Source organism: Yersinia sp. 22-579, assembly GCF_030433455.1.
In the GTDB taxonomy this organism is placed as follows: domain Bacteria; phylum Pseudomonadota; class Gammaproteobacteria; order Enterobacterales; family Enterobacteriaceae; genus Yersinia; species Yersinia enterocolitica.
The window spans coordinates 136,755-153,584 of the sequence record NZ_JAUJTZ010000012.1; the positions used below are offsets into that span (position 1 = coordinate 136,755).

A 16,830-nucleotide genomic window follows, 5' to 3' on the forward strand; every position below is an offset into this window, starting at 1 on the left:
GGAATCCTTAGGAGGTTGTATGACAACATATCAGTTCCCCGCTGGTTTTTTCTGGGGGGCAGCGGCGTCTGGTCCACAGACTGAAGGCACTGACAATAAACCGCACCGATCCATTTGGGACAGCTGGTTTGCCAGTCATCCAGAGCGTTTCTTTCAACAAATCGGCCCGACCAAAGTGTGCGAAACACTGCACAAATATAAAGAAGACGTCGCGCTGATGAAAAACATTGGCTTTAACTCATTTCGCACGTCAATTCAGTGGTCGCGTTTGATTGAGGATTTTGAAACGGGTAAACCGAACGATGATGCGGTGCGCTTTTATCATGACTATTTTGACGAGATGATCCGCAATGGCATTGAACCAATAATTAATCTTTATCATTTTGACATGCCAGAAGAATTACAAAATCGTTATGGTGGGTTTGAATCTCGCTACGTAGCCGAGTTGTTCGCCCATTTTGCCAAAACAGCTTTTGAACTGTTTGGTCATAAAATCAAATACTGGACCACTTTCAACGAACCGATCGTCCCGGTGGAAGGCGGATATCTGTATGACTTCCATTACCCGTGTAAAAAAGATGGCAAACTGGCCGCTCAGGTAGCATTCAATATCATGCTGGCGCATGCTAAAGCGGTAAAATGTTATCGCGAACTGCACCTTACCGGAGAAATTGGTGTGGTGCTTAATCTCACACCTTCCTATACCCGTAGTGATTCGCCGGAAGACCAAAAAGCAGCCTGGTATGCCGATTTACTCTTTAACCGCAGCTTCCTCGACCCTTTAGTGAAACATCAGTTTCCTCAAGAGCTGTGTGAAATACTGGCAACCCATGATTGCCTACCCACCGTCAGCAAAGAAGATGTCTGCTTAATTACCGACTCTCGCATAGATTTTTTGGGGGTAAATTACTATGTTCCTCGTCGGGTAAAGGCGCGCGAAAGCGAATACACCCTTGATTATTTTACCCCAGAATATTACTTCGAAAATTATGTCGATCCTGATGGTCGTTTTAACCCCTACCGTGATAATAACGAAATTCTGCCGCAGGCTATTTATGATATTGCGGCCAATATTCGTGACAATTACGGCAATATTAAATGGTATCTGGCTGAAATTGGCATTGCCATGGATTTGGCATCAGAAGGGCCAGTGCAGGTAGATGGCGTGATTGATGACAGTTTTCGTATTGCCTTAATGGAAGAACATTTGGTTCAGTTGCATCGGGCAATCAATGAGGGAGCGAATTGTTTTGGTGTCCATCAGTGGACGTTTATTGATAACTGGTCATGGATTAACTCTTTTAAACGGCGTTATGGTTTCTATCGGCTGGATTTGGCTACTGGCGAACGGCAAATAAAACGCAATGGGTTGTGGTTTAAATCTCTTGCTGAAACTAACCAGTTTAGCCGACAGGATTAAGCCATTAAAGGAGTGAAGGTTATGAGCAGCAAGCTATCGCGCTGTTTTTATCAGCTTGATAATAGAGTTAAAAATTATGTTTGGGGAAGCCGTACTGCGCTAAACCAATTGTTTAATATCCCTAATCCTGATGGGCAACCGCAGGCCGAACTGTGGATGGGCGTCCACCCGGCGGGAGTTTCTACTATCAATGAGCTGAGCCAGATTAAAGCATTATCGGATGTGATCGCTGAGGATAAATGTCGAATTCTGGGGACATCAACGGCGGAGCGTTTCGGTGATCTGCCTTTTTTGTTGAAAATACTGTCTGCTGAAAGTGCTCTGTCTATTCAGGTTCATCCCCAAAAAGCGCAGGCTGAAACCGGATTTTGGCAGCAGCAACGGCAACCACATCGCGCCGCATCACCTGATTATAATGATACTAACCATAAGCCTGAACTGGTTTATGCCATAACACCTTTTCAGGCCATGAATGGCTTTCGGGAAGTTGACCAGATAATTGCACACTTTAAAACACTCGATATACCCGCCATTACTGCGGCACTCGATGCCTTGATAACTCAGCCGAATGCTGACGGTTTGAAGCTGTTTTTCGTCACGCTGATGCAGTTAACACCCGAATTGTGCCAACAGGTGGTACGACAGCTGGTGAGTCAGGCGTCGGCTTGTTTCTCACCAGAACTGGCAACATTGATTCATAACCTCAATCAATCCTATCCAGATGATATCGGTGTTTTTGCTCCCTTATTATTAAATTGCATTACTTTGGCACCAGGGGAGGCGATGTTTCTACAGCCGGGCACACTTCATGCCTACGTAAAAGGTACGGCTATTGAAGTCATGGCCAGCTCTGATAACGTGTTGCGTGCAGGGCTTACCAGCAAAAAAATCAATCTTTCTGAGTTGGTGCTGTGTACGACGTTTACCTCTATAAAGCCCAATGATTTACTCCTGAGACCCAGCCAAACCCAAGAGTGCTTTAATTACAGCGTTCCGGTAGATGATTTCCGCTTTTGTATTTTCTCCAATGTGGAGAGCCGAGCGATAACCGCCGATAGCGCCGAAATTATTTTGGTCATCAGTGGCGTTGCCACACTCCATCATGCCAGTGGTGAAGCATTAATATTAAACGCAGGGCAGTCTGCATTTATTCCGGCCTTCGTCGGTCAATTTACCCTCACTTGTTCTGGCAAGGTTTGCAGAGTGTATTGTTGATAAGATTATAATTTCTGGCTTGTATTAATAAAAATATAAGCCAGTTTTTTATTTAATTTATTTTTATAAAATAAATTCGCGCTATTTTTATCTCCATTAGAAAATTCACTCATACCATTCTGTTTAATATTTTTTAATCTTGTCTTAAAATGTTTATCTTCGATTAACTAATAACCCTGTTAACCGAAAGAGGATATATGTCAAATCGCAAAAATTTGACACCGGCTGAAGTAGACCAGCTATTAGCTGCAACTCATCACGACACCCATTATTTAAAAAAACGTAAAGCATTATATGCATGGTTAAATATACGTGATAAGTATGAAGGCTCAGATAGTGAGTGGTTATTCTTATCAGAAAAAGGAAGTCGTTTATCCAGATAACGTATTTACTGGCTAATTCTTCATTATATTGAGTTAGCTGATCTTACTATTGCCGCGCATCCTTATGTATTAAGATATGGCTGTGGTTTCGCATTGGCAGACCGGAGAATTGATACTTGTTTAATGCAGGGTTATCTTGGTTAACGTAATATTAATAACACGGTAATATATACCTAAGGAAACGCTGAGAGGTTTAAATAAATATGGTGATTAGAGTGTGGTTATTTATTTCTCTGGGTGAACTTTAGTTCAAAACGAATCGTCTTGTCTTAAACGAAATTCTCATAAATTGTTTATTTGGCGAGGAATGACCTCGCTGAACTAAATAAAAATGTGGCGATATGACTCTATGTCAGAAATAACGTTTTACATCAAGAAATAGTGTCTTTTTAAGGAATGTATTTATGAAAAATAATCTGATAGCTGCGGCGGCCCGTTACATTGCGATTACTGCACCCGTAACCGCAGGGCCGGCTAATTCAACTGCCAGCTTCACTGTTAACTACACCATCCCACATCGTCTAAATGTGGATAGGATTTGATATTCGGGCTAGTTAGCGCCAACTCGTTCCCAGAAACATGACTGGAATATTCACCATGAAATTTATGTTAGTCACACTGGCGGTCGTATTGTTATTACAGGCTAGTGCAACACCGGCGGGCGTCATTATTGGCGGAACCCGGCTGGTTTACGACGGAGGTAGCAAAGAGTCTTTACTGAGCGTCAATAATCCAAGCAAAACACCGTATCTGATTCAACCCAAGATTGAATCAGATACGGTGGCGCTGAGAAAGCCCCTTTTGAAATATCGGAACAAATCGGATGAAAACCATTTACTGCCCAGTTGGGCGGCTAATGATATTGGCTCTTTGGCTTGCCACTTTGTTGGGGGGGGCCTCTGCAAGTGTGCGGGCCGAAGAGCACTTTAACTCGGCATTGCTGGAAATTGATAACCAGCAACAAAGCCACACTGATCTATCGGTGTTTGAGCAGGAGCCCAATCAGGCATCCGGCACCTATCGTGTCGACATTTATATCAATAATGAGCTGTTGGATACTCGTGATGTGGTGTTTAGCATGCAAAAAAATGCTGTAGGTAAAGAGAGCCTCCAGCCCTGCCTGAGTGCCAAAGCATTGGCGGAGGTTGGGGTTAAAATTGAAGCTTTCCCACAACTGGGGGATAGCGAATGTGCTGATCTTAGCGCTATTCCGCAGGCCAGCGCCGAGTTTCGTTTGAGTACGCAGCAGTTGTTGATCAGTATCCCGCAGGCAGCCATCACCGACAAAGCGCGTGGCTATGTAGAACCCAGCCAATGGGATGATGGTATTACGGCGTTGTTACTTAATTACAGTGTCAGTGGTGCGCAAAATAGTCCCCGTAATGGCAAGAATAATGATAGCAATAGCCAATATGCCAACCTGCGGCCCGGCTTTAACATTGGTCCGTGGCGACTGAGTAGCTATATCACCTGGAATCGCAGTAGTGGCCGTCAGGACCAGTGGGACACCGTCTATACCTATGTACAGCGCAATATTATTGCATTGAAGAGTCAGTTGATTTTGGGTGATAGCAATTCGCTGGCCGATGTGTTTGATGGTGTGCCATTTCGTGGCGCGCAACTGGCTTCTGATGATGACATGGTGCCTGATAGCTTGAAAGGGTATGCGCCAGTGGTACGTGGTATAGCCCATAGCAATGCTGAAGTGACTATCCGTCAGAATGGCTATGTCGTTTATCAACATTTTGTCGCACCAGGTGCATTTGAAATCACAGATATGTTTCCAACGGGTACCAGTGGTGATCTCCATGTAACAGTAAAAGAAGCGGATGGCAGCGAACAACTGATTGTGGTGCCTTTTGCTTCCTTGCCAGTATTACAGCGGGAAGGGCGACTGAAATATGCACTCACCGGTGGACAATATCGTTCCTACAACAGCCGTATTGAGAGAACTCCCTTTGTGCAAGGTACGGGCACCTATGGATTCCCTTATGGCATAACAATTTATGGTGGTATTCAGGGCGCGAGTCACTATCAATCTTTAGCTTGCGGGCTGGGAGATAATCTGGGGAAGTTGGGTGCGGTATCAGTGGATGTCACACATGCCCAAGCCACCATGCAAAACCAACCACAGAGAAGTGGCCAATCTCTGCGGACTCGATATAGCAAGAATATGGCACAAACAGGAACCAACATTGCCATTGCGGGTTACCGCTACGCAACCGCAGGTTATTACAACTTGCAGGAGACGCTGGATAGTTATCGTAAAGGTCAGAATACCGCCCTGTCAGAGCGTCGCCGCAATCGTGCTGAGGCGACCATGACTCAGAGTTTGTGGCAGGAAATCGGTTCAGTGTCACTTAGTTTAGTGAATGAGGATTACTGGAACAGTAATCGACGTTTGCAATCCTACGGAGTGGGCTACAACAACAGTTGGCACAAGGTTAGCTATGGTATGAATTACAGCTATAACCTTAATTTTATGGCCAGTAGTGCAGGTAGCGGTAAAAAATATGGAAAAGATCAGGTTATTGCTTTCAATATTAGTGTGCCATTAGCCATTTTACTGGGTAACACTTATGCCAGTTACACCATGAATACCAGCAAGAAGGGGAGTACCACTCAAATTGCTGGCCTAAAGGGTACCGCACTGGCTGGTAATAATCTGAGCTGGAATGCACAGCAAGGTTATGGTAGCCAGAGGCAAGGTAATAGCGGCAATCTGGCTGCGGATTATCGCGGTACCTATGGTGCAATCAACGCCGGTTATGCCTATGACAATGACATGCAGCGGGTGAACTATGGGGTACAGGGCGGAATAGTGGCACACAGCGATGGTGTTACCTTTGGTCAACCATTAGGTGAAACCATCGCGCTGGTTAAAGCTCCAGGAGCAAAGTCTGTGGAACTGAGCAGTCAGACAGGGGTGAAAACCGATTATCGCGGCTATGCTATTGTGCCTTACATCAGTCCTTACCGTAAAAATAAGATAGCACTGAATAGTGCGACGCTTTCGGATGATGTGGAGCTTAACCAGAATACCCAGAATGTGGTGCCGACGCGTGGTGCGGTAGTACGAGCCAGCTTTGTTACCCAGATTGGTGGGCGTGCGATGATGACGCTACTGCGCCCTGATGGAGCACCAGTGCCATTTGGCGCCACCGTGAGCGATATGGCTACCAAGGGCCAGGGTTTTATTGTCGGTGATACTGGGCAGGTTTATCTAACCGGGTTGGCAGACAGCGGCCAATTAATTGTGAAATGGGGCCATGACACTTCGCAGCAGTGCCATGTGGATTATTCCCTCTCTGGAAAAATAGAAACAAATAGCGTTCATATGCTGCACGGACAGTGTGGATAAAAAGAGTAATTAATATGAGAATGTTGATATTAGTTGATATCGCTATCTTCAGCAGAATTTAATAACTATATCTATCAAAAGACATCGTCGGCTGGCAATAAACTCATTCTCTTCGCGCCAGATATTATCAAGCCGGTAATGCTGTTACAGCAGATATTGCGAACCCGACAGCAACGTTAGATGTTATTCATAGATAATATTTAATGGGGTTGTAAGTATATGTATCCCAGCTAACTGGCCATAATCACGCATCAAACGATGCAGCTGCTGGCGCGAAAGCTGGCCACCATATCGTGATAGAAACAGAAAATCGCTATCAGCCTCCAGATATTGAGCACGCAGCGCCAGTTAGGCGAGTATGGCAGCTTTTTCATGAGGTTGAATCGGATGTTGTACTGAAAAACCGTTTTTTAAACGTGAAACATTCAGGCGATTGCCAGCCAAATCCACATCCTGTAACCGTAAGCTACGAAGCTCAGTGGTGCGTAAGCCGTGGATAAAACACATCAACAGCATGCATTTATCACGGCTGTATTTTTATTAGCAGGAATTGCGTCAAGCAGACGTTCAACTTCGTTTCTACTTAAGAATTTTCGGTTAGCCATGTTAAAAATTGCCTCGGTAATATTTTAGGTTTATTGCAAGCGGCAGGTCGCTTGCTGAATGACGTTATTTAAAACCAAGGCGATTTTTTGAGTAATCGACAGGATGGAATTGCTATTTTCTGAAATTCAGAATATCAACATTAGGCGATGCTTAAGGTGGGAAACGCTGGGGTAGTCTGCACTATGCATAAACAATTTGATTATAATTTAATTAAGTTTTTTGGTCGCCGTGGTTGATGCTCGGAGTATGTCCAGTGCATCAGAAAAATTGGATATGGCCCCCTCTGGTATTAGTCATGCTATTGGAAAATAGAGAGAATACTACAAAATTTCGCTTTAAAAACAGTGCAATGTGATTTTTTCACTAAAAGAAGTAGCCATGTTTATGCCTATATGCATAAAGCGCAGAAGCACGATGCAAATTTACTGCAACTGATCGGCATCATGCAGAAGACATTCTGAGTCAATTGTATTACTTCCCTCTGATACACAGTCCGCAGTTTGCCTGCGGGAATCCCGCATTTTGAATGTCGTAATGTAAAATTCGTGTGAAATATATGTGACTCCGTGCGCAAAAACAGACCAATTTTATGCTGGTTTCTTTGGCAAAATCACGTCGAAAATCCTCCCACTTTGTCTTAGTACGAAGTGAGAATTCTTATAACCAATTAATTTTAAACATTATTAATATTATTCGTTTTCAGATGAGTGGTGGCTTATCGCTGTTTTTCTGGTGCTTGATTGTACTTGTCTATACGAGTATATGTTAATAAATATTCAAACTAAGTAATGTCGTTGATACCTGAAAAACTGGTTGAAGGAAATTGCCGTGACTGCCCAAAATAGATTCCGTGATACTGAGATTCGAGCTTCGCGTGGCACAAAACTAACTGCTAAAAGTTGGATGACCGAAGCCCCGCTGCGTATGTTAATGAATAATCTCGACCCCGAAGTGGCTGAGAATCCAAAAGAATTAGTTGTTTACGGTGGTATTGGTCGTGCGGCCCGTAACTGGGAATGCTATGACAAGATTGTCGAAAGCCTCACTCATCTGAATGATGACGAGACCTTATTGATTCAATCTGGTAAGCCCGTAGGCGTCTTTAAAACCCACAGTAATGCACCGAGGGTGCTGATTGCTAATTCTAATTTAGTTCCGCATTGGGCTAATTGGGAACATTTTAATGAGTTGGACGCCAAAGGGTTGGCCATGTACGGCCAGATGACGGCGGGCAGTTGGATCTATATTGGTAGCCAGGGCATTGTACAGGGCACCTATGAAACCTTTGTCGAAGCGGGGCGGCAACACTTTGGCGGTAGCTTGAAAGGGCGCTGGGTATTAACGGCTGGGCTGGGTGGCATGGGAGGCGCGCAACCACTGGCGGCTACCTTGGCCGGAGCTTGCTCTTTGAATATTGAATGCCAGCAAAGCCGTATCGATTTCCGCCTCAAAACCCGCTATGTCGATGAACAAGCAACAGATCTTGATGATGCGTTGGCGCGTATCAAAAAATACACTTCTGCTGGCAAAGCTGTTTCTATCGCATTATGTGGCAATGCAGCTGAAATCTTACCTGAGCTGGTACGCCGTGGGGTTCGTCCGGATATGGTGACCGACCAAACCAGTGCTCATGATCCGCTGAATGGCTATCTGCCAAAAGGCTGGAACTGGGAAGAATATCGCCGCCGTGCCCAAAGTGAGCCGGTGCTGGTGGTGAATGCAGCTAAAACTTCAATGGCAGAACATGTTGAAGCAATGCTGGCTTTCCACAATATGGGCATCCCGACTTTTGACTACGGCAACAATATCCGTCAGATGGCGCAAGATATGGGTGTTACCCATGCATTTGATTTCCCGGGTTTTGTTCCTGCTTATATTCGCCCATTATTCTGTCGCGGTGTTGGCCCATTCCGCTGGGCCGCGCTTTCCGGTGACGCCGAAGATATTTATAAGACGGATGCGAAGGTTAAAGAACTTATCCCAGATGATGAGCATTTACATCACTGGCTGGATATGGCCCGTGAGCGTATTAGTTTCCAAGGGCTACCGGCTCGTATCTGCTGGGTTGGCTTGGGGCAGCGCGCTAAATTAGGTTTAGCCTTCAATGAGATGGTACGAACAGGTGAGCTGTCAGCGCCGATTGTGATTGGGCGTGATCATCTTGATTCCGGCTCGGTCGCCAGCCCTAATCGCGAAACCGAAGCCATGCAGGATGGTTCTGATGCCGTCTCTGACTGGCCGCTGCTCAATGCATTGCTGAATACTGCCAGTGGCGCGACTTGGGTATCACTGCATCATGGTGGTGGCGTTGGTATGGGCTTCTCGCAACATTCAGGCATGGTAGTGGTATGTGATGGTAGCGACGATGCAGCCGAACGTATCGCCCGAGTATTACATAATGATCCAGCTACTGGTGTAATGCGTCATGCAGATGCGGGTTATGACATCGCGATTAATTGTGCACAAGAGCAGGGGCTTAACCTGCCAATGATTGCCGCAACTCAGGGGAAAAAAGCATGAAAACAACAATGACACTGCGTCCCGGCCAGATGACGCTGGCTGATTTGCGACATATTTATCAGCACCCGGTAAAAATAACTTTGGATGAAAGTGCTTATGCACCTATTCAGCAAAGTGTGGATTGCGTACAGAAAATATTGGCAGAGAAGCGTACTGCGTATGGTATCAATACTGGATTTGGTCTGTTGGCCTCCACGCGTATTGCGACAGAAGATTTGGAAAACCTACAGCGCTCGATTGTCCTTTCTCATGCAGCAGGTGTTGGGGAATCCAATGATGACGCGATTGTACGCTTGATTATGGTATTGAAAATCAATAGCCTGGCGCGTGGTTTTTCGGGTATCAGGCTTGAGGTTATTCAGGCGTTGATAACATTAGTTAATGCACAAGTTTATCCACATATACCCCTAAAAGGCTCAGTGGGTGCTTCTGGTGATCTGGCTCCGTTGGCACACATGAGTTTGCTGCTGCTCGGTGAAGGTAAAGCCCGCTATCAAGGGGAATGGTTGGATGCTCGCGCAGCGCTGGCTAAAGCCGGTTTGCAACCGCTGACATTGGCGGCAAAAGAAGGGTTGGCACTCCTTAATGGTACTCAGGTTTCCACTGCTTATGCTTTGCGCGGCTTGTTTGAAGCGGAAGACCTTTATGCCGCAGCCTCTGTCTTTGGCAGCCTGACGGTTGAAGCGGCATTAGGTTCTCGTAGCCCGTTTGATGCCCGTATTCATGCGGTTAGAGGCCAGCGTGGGCAAATTGATGCCGCCAGCACTTATCGTCATTTGCTTGGTGAACGTAGTGAAGTCTCTGAATCTCACCGTAATTGTGACAAAGTTCAAGACCCGTACTCTTTGCGTTGTCAGCCACAGGTCATGGGGGCTTGTCTGACCCAAATGCGCCAGGCTGCTGAAGTTCTGGCGATTGAATCTAATGCGGTGTCAGATAATCCATTGGTATTTGCTGAGCAGGGTGACGTATTGTCTGGCGGTAACTTCCATGCCGAACCAGTTGCAATGGCGGCAGATAATCTGGCGCTGGCGCTGGCAGAAATAGGCTCGTTAGCAGAACGTCGTATTTCGCTGTTAATGGATAAACATATGTCGCAGCTACCGCCATTTCTGGTGGAGAACGGCGGCGTAAACTCTGGTTTTATGATTGCGCAGGTTACGGCGGCGGCACTAACCAGTGAGAATAAAGGGCTGGCATTCCCCTCCAGTGTTGACAGCATCCCAACTTCAGCGAATCAGGAAGACCATGTTTCTATGGCACCCCGTGCAGGTAAGCGCTTATGGGAGATGGCTGAAAACGTGCGCGGCATTCTGGCTGTTGAGTGGTTGGCTGCATGTCAGGGGCTGGATTTGCGCAAAGGCCTGAAAACATCAGATGCTCTGGAACCAGCTCGCTTGTTACTGCGTAAGCATGTGGCCTACTACGAAAAAGACCGTTTCTTTGCCCCCGATATTGAAGCTGCCAGCCAGCTCATTGCTCTGCGTCATATGAATGAACTGATGCCTGCGCATCTACTACCAAGTCTTTAATAACGAATAATAAGCATTTAAAAACATTGGCCTATAGGTGATCCCGGTAACCGGGATCACCCTCTCTGAACCCCTGCCTGTAAGGGCACAAATCTTGCGAGAATGTACCATGAAGAATGATTCATCCACGCTCAAACGCGGCCTTAGCGCCCGGCATATCCGGTTCATGGCGTTAGGTTCTGCCATTGGTACCGGCTTGTTTTATGGTTCTGCCGAGGCAATCCGTCTGGCCGGGCCAGCGGTATTACTCGCTTATCTGGTTGGTGGTGCTGCCGTATTCATGGTGATGCGCGCACTTGGCGAAATGGCGGTGCATGATCCAGTGGCGGGTTCATTCGGCCACTACGCCAGCCGTTACCTTGGCCCACTGGCGGGTTTTCTCACCGGTTGGACCTATACCTTTGAGATGATCATTGTGGCGCTGGCCGATGTCACGGCGTTCGGTATTTATATGGGACTATGGTTCCCGGATGCGCCGCAGTGGGTGTGGGTGCTGAGTATTATTTTCTTTATTGGCGCGCTAAATCTGTGTTCAGTAAAAGTATTTGGTGAAATGGAGTTTTGGCTATCACTGCTAAAAGTAACCGCGATTATTGCCATGATTGCGGCAGGGCTAGGCATTATGATGTTTGGCTTCGGTGCCGGTCATGAGAGTACTGGGGTCAGTAATTTATGGTCTCATCAAGGGTTTATGCCAAACGGTATTACAGGTGTGATTGCTTCATTTGCTGTAGTGATGTTTGCTTTTGGTGGTATTGAAATCATCGGGGTGACTGCCAGTGAGGCAAAAGATCCGGAAAAAGTATTACCCCGTGCCATCAATACTGTTCCTGTACGTATTCTACTGTTCTATGTTCTGACCTTATTTGTTTTGATGGCTATTTATCCGTGGAATAGCATTGGGCAAAATGGCAGTCCTTTTGTGGAAATTTTTAGTAGCTTAGGGATCAGTTCTGCTGCAAACATTCTAAATTTGGTGGTGATTACTGCGGCTATTTCGGCGATCAATAGCGATATTTACGGTGCTGGTCGCATGATGTATGGCCTGGCTCAAGAGGGGCTGGCACCTAAATGCTTTAGCCGTTTGACCCGTAATGGCGTGCCTTGGATGACTATTTTAGTAATGGCAATTGCACTGTTATTGGGTGTGGTGTTGAATTACCTGATTCCGAAAAATGTATTCCTGATTATTGCCTCGATTGCGACCTTTGCCACCGTCTGGGTGTGGCTAATGATCCTTATCTCACAAGTCGCGATGCGCCGTTCAATGAGCAAAGAAAATGTTGCCCGCCTCGCCTTCCCTGTACCTTTCTGGCCGGTGGCTCCGATGCTCACTATCATCTTTATGGCCTTTATTATTGCTGTTTTAGGGTATTTCCCTGATACCCGTATTGCTATGTATGTTGGCCTGGCTTGGGTGATATTAATGACACTGGCCTGGTGGGTTTGGGTACGTAAAACACCCGTTCATGTTATTGCGAAGCAGGTGGAAAACAGCGAAGCATAGCAATCGACATTCTGAATCGGGCCGCAATTAATCACATTTGCGGCCCGATTTATTTTGAGGCAGGGCGGAGTGGTAAGTGAAATGGAGTGGATAACGGGGGAATTAAGCTGTTTAAGGTTGTTTCTTTGAAAGTAATAGCTGGATGCTAATTTTATTAATATCGCACTATATACCAAGATAATGCTTTGCGTTTAAAGTAGCGGCATAACCAGATGGTGATAAAGTGACCTTAATGATGAAAATTATATATCTACGGAGTAACTGCCCATGCCAGCTCTAGCTATTAAGCGGTGGATTAAACGAATTGTACTGGTCTTGGTGGTTATATCAGTAACCATACTGGCGATAAGAATTTATGATACACAACGCGGCCCGAAACTGGAGCTTTGGCATACGTTTGTCCCTCATGACATGCGCGCCGCTGAGATTGATAAAGCCAGTTGGGCGGATTACATAAAAGCTGAAAACAATATTTTCGATGAAGTTCGTACCAATGTTACCGAAAAACTGGAACCCAGAACTCAGGTTCCATTAAACCGTTATTATTCTGGTAGCTCAATTTATCCACCTCATTTTAAAAATGACTGGAACCGTTCTTATATTTTGCAACCCGAAGGTAAGCCTAAAGGTGCCGTCGTCTTACTGCATGGCCTGACTGATACTCCTTATAGTTTGCGTCATATTGCAGAGAATTATCGTCAACGTGGATATGTTGCTATTGGCATTCGTTTACCTGCTCACGGCACGGTACCCGGCGCGTTGACTGATGTTGAATGGCAGGACTGGTTAGCGGCTACTCGCCTTGCTGTCCGTGAAGCCAAAGCACTGAGTGGCCCTGATTTACCATTGCATGTTGTTGGTTTCTCCAACGGCGGAGCATTGGCAATGAAATACACACTCGACTCCCTGGATGACCCGAAACTGGCAAAACCTGAACGCGTTATTTTGATATCACCAATGATTGGGGTAACAAGTTTCGCGCGTTTTGCTGGCATAGCCGGTTGGCCAGCTATCTTCCCAGCCTTTGCCAAAGCGGCTTGGTTAGGGATTGTGCCCGAGTTTAATCCATTCAAATACAATTCATTCCCGGTGAATGCTGCACGTCAGTCTTATTTGCTGACATCGGTGTTGCAGCAGCAAATTGCGCGTGATGCCCGAAATAATAAGATGGCGGAGTTACCTCCAATTTTGACCTTCCAGTCATTAATGGATTCAACAGTTAGCACCCGTGCTGTTGTGACGGCTCTTTATAATCATTTGCCTAAGAATGGCAGTGAAGTGGTGTTATTCGACTTGAACCGTGCTGCAAGCTTCGGCCCATTACTGAGAACATCTTCTTATACGGCTTTGGCTCGTTTATTACCGCCACCACCGCGTAATTACAGCGTGACGATTATCAGCAACGTCTCACCACAAAGTAATGAAACCGTGGCGTTGACAACATTGGCTGGCCAAACCGACGAGACTTCAGCACCGACCGGGCTGATTTATCCGCCGGATATCTTCTCGTTATCTCATGTGGCATTACCATTCCCAATGAGTGATTCACTTTATGGTCGCTACCCAGAACCGCGTGACCAATATGGTATTAGCCTGGGGACATTTGCCGCACGCGGTGAGCGGGCTGTTCTGGTGGTTGGGCTGGATTCACTAATGCGTATCTCATCAAATCCGTTCTACCCGTATATGTTGCAGCGCATTGACGACAAAATCGACGCTCCGGCTAAATGATCTTGTTTTTCTAAATGATAGAACTACTCAAGCCCCCGATTGGGGGCTTTTTCATAATGAGTGCCATACTTTCAAATCGTACATGCTCTTCATATTTATTGACCCTGAAAGGAAAGCACTATGTCTATCGAAAAAGTGGTATATCGTGCCAAAGCTAAAGCGACGGGTGGCCGTGATGGTCGGGCAACCTCCTCGGATGGCGTATTAGATGTAAAATTGGGCGTCCCTAAAGAGATGGGCGGCGCAGGCGGGGCCGTGACAAATCCAGAGCAGCTGTTTGCAGCGGGTTACTCTGCCTGCTTCCTCGGGGCACTGAAATTTGTGGCATCAAAAGAAAAAGTGAAAATTCCCGATGACGCCAGTATCGAAGGAACGGTGGGTATTGGCGCTATACCGACGGGATTTGGCATCGAAGTTCAACTGGATATCAGCTTGCCAGGTATCGAGCGCAGTGTGGCCGAAGATTTAGTGAAAAAAGCCCATGTTGTCTGCCCATACTCCAACGCCACGCGTGGCAATATTGATGTCACGTTGAATATCAAATAATTCAATCTCCGCACGCAAAAGCCCATAAAAATTATTTTGTGGGCATATACTCTCCGCAATAATATTTGCCTAATAAATAAGCTGGCATATCCTTACCGGACTATGCGCCAGTTCCCAGACTGAATAGCCAGGATTGGTTAGGATAATTCTTGTAACTGAAATCAATAGCGTGCTTATTGGCTTTACACTGAACCTGAGGGGGGGTTCACTGTCTGATTGATTCAAGCCGCAAATAGTGTCTCTGGAGACCTTGCGTTATATGGACCGAGTTAAATCTTTATCGCAGCAAAGTATTTCTTTGTTGTTGGCTGTTTATATTGGTATTTTCCTGAATATCTCTGTCTTTTATCGTCGTTTTGACACCTTTAGCCAAGGTATTCAAGGCATAAAAGTGGTGTCTGCTATCATCGAAGTGATGGCGATTATTCTGTTTACCTTTTTTGTTATGCGCATCATTTCCCTCGGTGGCCGATGGTTTTATCGCGTAGTCGCAACTCTTCTGGTACTCATTTCTGTTGCAGCCAGTTATTACATGACATTTTTCAATGTGGTGATTGGTTACGGCATCGTCATATCTGTTTTGACCACGGATACTGATCTGTCTAAAGAGGTTATTGGACTCCATTTTATTATCTGGATGGTGGTCGTCAGCGCACTGCCTCTACTGCTTATCTGGAAAAATAGTTTACGACTCACTCTACTCGAGCAATTTTTGACGCCGGGACAGCGTATTAAGCCAATCTTACTGATGGCGGCGGTGGTCGCATTAGTTTGGTTACCTATTCGTTATCTGGATAAAGTACAGCACGCGGATGAACAACTGAAAACCGTGGATTTACCCAGTTATGGCGGGGTAGTTGCTCACTCATATTTGCCTTCTAACTGGTTGGCTGCATTGGGTTTATACGCTTACACTCAATACGATGAGAAGTATGACGCGGCAACGCTGTATGACCCCGCGGAACACCATACTTATGTTGCACCAGCGGGTATTGATGATACCTATGTTGTGTTTATTATTGGTGAAACAACTCGTTGGGACCATATGGGGCTGCTGGGATATCCGCGTGATACCACTCCACGTCTCAGTAAAGAAAAGAACTTAGTGGCTTTTCGTGGCACATCTTGCGATACCTCCACCAAACTTTCATTGCGCTGCATGTTCGTGCGTGAAGGGGGTACGGAAGATAACCCACAGCGCACACTGAAAGAGCAAAATGTGTTCGCGGTGATGAAATCCCTGGGTTTCACTTCTGAATTGTTCGCCATGCAGAGCGAGATGTGGTTCTACAATAATGCGAGCGTTGATAATTATTCGTTTCGGGAATTAATTGCTTCTGAGAAACGTAACGATGATAAGCCAGTAGATGACATGCTGCTGGTCGATGAATTGAAAGAGTCACTCGGGCGTTATCCGGTTGGTAAGCATTTAGTCATACTGCATACCAAAGGGTCACATTATCTCTATTCGCAACGTTACCCTCGTAGCTATGCTCGCTATCAGCCCGAATGTATGGGTGTGGATGATTTTTGCAGTAAGCAGCAACTGATAAATGCTTTTGATAACAGCGTGCTATACACCGATTCGTTTATTGCCAATGTCATTGATCAAATGCGTGATAAGAAGGCGCTGGTGTTCTATGCCGCCGATCATGGTGAATCTATCGACGATAATTCCCACTTCCACGGCACGCCACGTGAAATGGCACCGCCAGAGCAATTCCGTGTGCCATTGATGGTTTGGGCGTCAGATAAGTTTCTGGCCCAACCGGGAAGCCTTACGGCTTTTGAGCAACTACAGGCAGAGCAGCGTATCGGAAAAAGTCATCGTCAGGTTGAGCTGTTTGACTCTATCTTGGGCTGTTTAGGTTATACCTCGCCGGATGGCGGAATTAATGCAGAGAATAACTGGTGTCAGGCGCCAGCCCGGCCTTCTCAGCCTGCAATATAATTAATTAGCGCAAGTAAAATCTGATACGGCATGATTTTTGATATCAATCTCATTGTCG

The 16,830-nt window shown here is 46.0% G+C and carries 14 protein-coding genes; 13 read left to right on the forward strand and 1 reads right to left on the reverse strand.

Annotation, left to right across the window (positions count from 1 at the left end; all coding sequences use genetic code 11):
• Positions 1-19 precede the first annotated feature (19 nt).
• The 6 genes from QSV56_RS15580 to QSV56_RS15605 all read left to right on the forward strand — a co-directional run bounded on the left by QSV56_RS15580 (position 20) and on the right by QSV56_RS15605 (position 6,379).
• Complete coding sequence (locus QSV56_RS15580; RefSeq protein ID WP_019084153.1) at positions 20-1,420, forward strand: glycoside hydrolase family 1 protein; 1,401 nt, start codon at positions 20-22, stop codon at positions 1,418-1,420.
• A gap of 21 nt (positions 1,421-1,441) precedes the next feature.
• The gene (gene manA / locus QSV56_RS15585; protein WP_050158371.1) at positions 1,442-2,635 is read left to right on the forward strand and encodes a mannose-6-phosphate isomerase, class I; all 1,194 of its coding nucleotides are present in this window, start codon (positions 1,442-1,444) and stop codon (positions 2,633-2,635) included.
• A 197-nt stretch (positions 2,636-2,832) separates the two neighbouring features.
• Positions 2,833-3,018 carry a hypothetical protein gene (locus QSV56_RS15590; RefSeq protein ID WP_050132216.1) on the forward strand — a complete coding sequence of 62 codons (186 nt, stop codon included), beginning with the start codon at positions 2,833-2,835 and terminating at the stop codon, positions 3,016-3,018.
• A 404-nt stretch (positions 3,019-3,422) separates the two neighbouring features.
• Positions 3,423-3,560, forward strand: coding sequence for a hypothetical protein (locus tag QSV56_RS15595; protein ID WP_019081407.1), 138 nt, complete (start codon positions 3,423-3,425; stop codon positions 3,558-3,560).
• Between the two features lie 55 nt (positions 3,561-3,615).
• Positions 3,616-3,948, forward strand: a complete 333-nt coding sequence (locus QSV56_RS15600) for a fimbria/pilus periplasmic chaperone (RefSeq protein ID WP_050162739.1) — start codon at positions 3,616-3,618, stop codon at positions 3,946-3,948.
• Positions 3,842-6,379 carry a fimbria/pilus outer membrane usher protein gene (locus QSV56_RS15605; RefSeq protein WP_301212970.1) on the forward strand — a complete coding sequence of 846 codons (2,538 nt, stop codon included), beginning with the start codon at positions 3,842-3,844 and terminating at the stop codon, positions 6,377-6,379. Before QSV56_RS15600 ends, QSV56_RS15605 begins: the two co-directional genes overlap by 107 nt.
• 348 nt (positions 6,380-6,727) lie before the next feature.
• Here the strand turns inward: QSV56_RS15605 and QSV56_RS15610 are convergent, their stop codons facing one another.
• On the reverse strand, positions 6,728-6,895 hold the full coding sequence (locus QSV56_RS15610; RefSeq protein ID WP_019081405.1) for a tyrosine-type recombinase/integrase: 168 nt from the start codon (positions 6,893-6,895) through the stop codon (positions 6,728-6,730).
• A gap of 336 nt (positions 6,896-7,231) precedes the next feature.
• Here QSV56_RS15610 and QSV56_RS15615 point away from each other — a divergent pair, with 336 nt between their 5' ends.
• From QSV56_RS15615 to eptB, 7 genes are all read left to right on the forward strand, one after another.
• Positions 7,232-7,297 (forward strand): hypothetical protein, encoded by a 66-nt coding sequence (locus tag QSV56_RS15615; protein ID WP_289824046.1) that lies wholly within the window; start codon positions 7,232-7,234, stop codon positions 7,295-7,297.
• 516 nt (positions 7,298-7,813) lie between these two features.
• Positions 7,814-9,505, forward strand: coding sequence for a urocanate hydratase (hutU, locus tag QSV56_RS15620; RefSeq protein WP_057629881.1), 1,692 nt, complete (start codon positions 7,814-7,816; stop codon positions 9,503-9,505).
• Positions 9,502-11,037, forward strand: a complete 1,536-nt coding sequence (hutH, locus tag QSV56_RS15625) for a histidine ammonia-lyase (RefSeq protein ID WP_301212971.1) — start codon at positions 9,502-9,504, stop codon at positions 11,035-11,037. Before hutU ends, hutH begins: the two co-directional genes overlap by 4 nt.
• Positions 11,038-11,146: 109 nt before the next feature.
• The gene (locus QSV56_RS15630) at positions 11,147-12,544 is read left to right on the forward strand and encodes an amino acid permease (protein WP_019081401.1); all 1,398 of its coding nucleotides are present in this window, start codon (positions 11,147-11,149) and stop codon (positions 12,542-12,544) included.
• A 267-nt stretch (positions 12,545-12,811) separates the two neighbouring features.
• Positions 12,812-14,275: a carboxylesterase gene (locus QSV56_RS15635; protein WP_019084149.1), complete on the forward strand. Its 1,464-nt coding sequence runs from the start codon at positions 12,812-12,814 to the stop codon at positions 14,273-14,275.
• 120 nt (positions 14,276-14,395) lie between these two features.
• Positions 14,396-14,821: an organic hydroperoxide resistance protein gene (locus QSV56_RS15640; RefSeq protein ID WP_004875517.1), complete on the forward strand. Its 426-nt coding sequence runs from the start codon at positions 14,396-14,398 to the stop codon at positions 14,819-14,821.
• A gap of 259 nt (positions 14,822-15,080) precedes the next feature.
• Positions 15,081-16,772, forward strand: a complete 1,692-nt coding sequence (gene eptB, locus QSV56_RS15645) for a kdo(2)-lipid A phosphoethanolamine 7''-transferase (protein WP_046051897.1) — start codon at positions 15,081-15,083, stop codon at positions 16,770-16,772.
• Positions 16,773-16,830 lie beyond the last annotated feature (58 nt).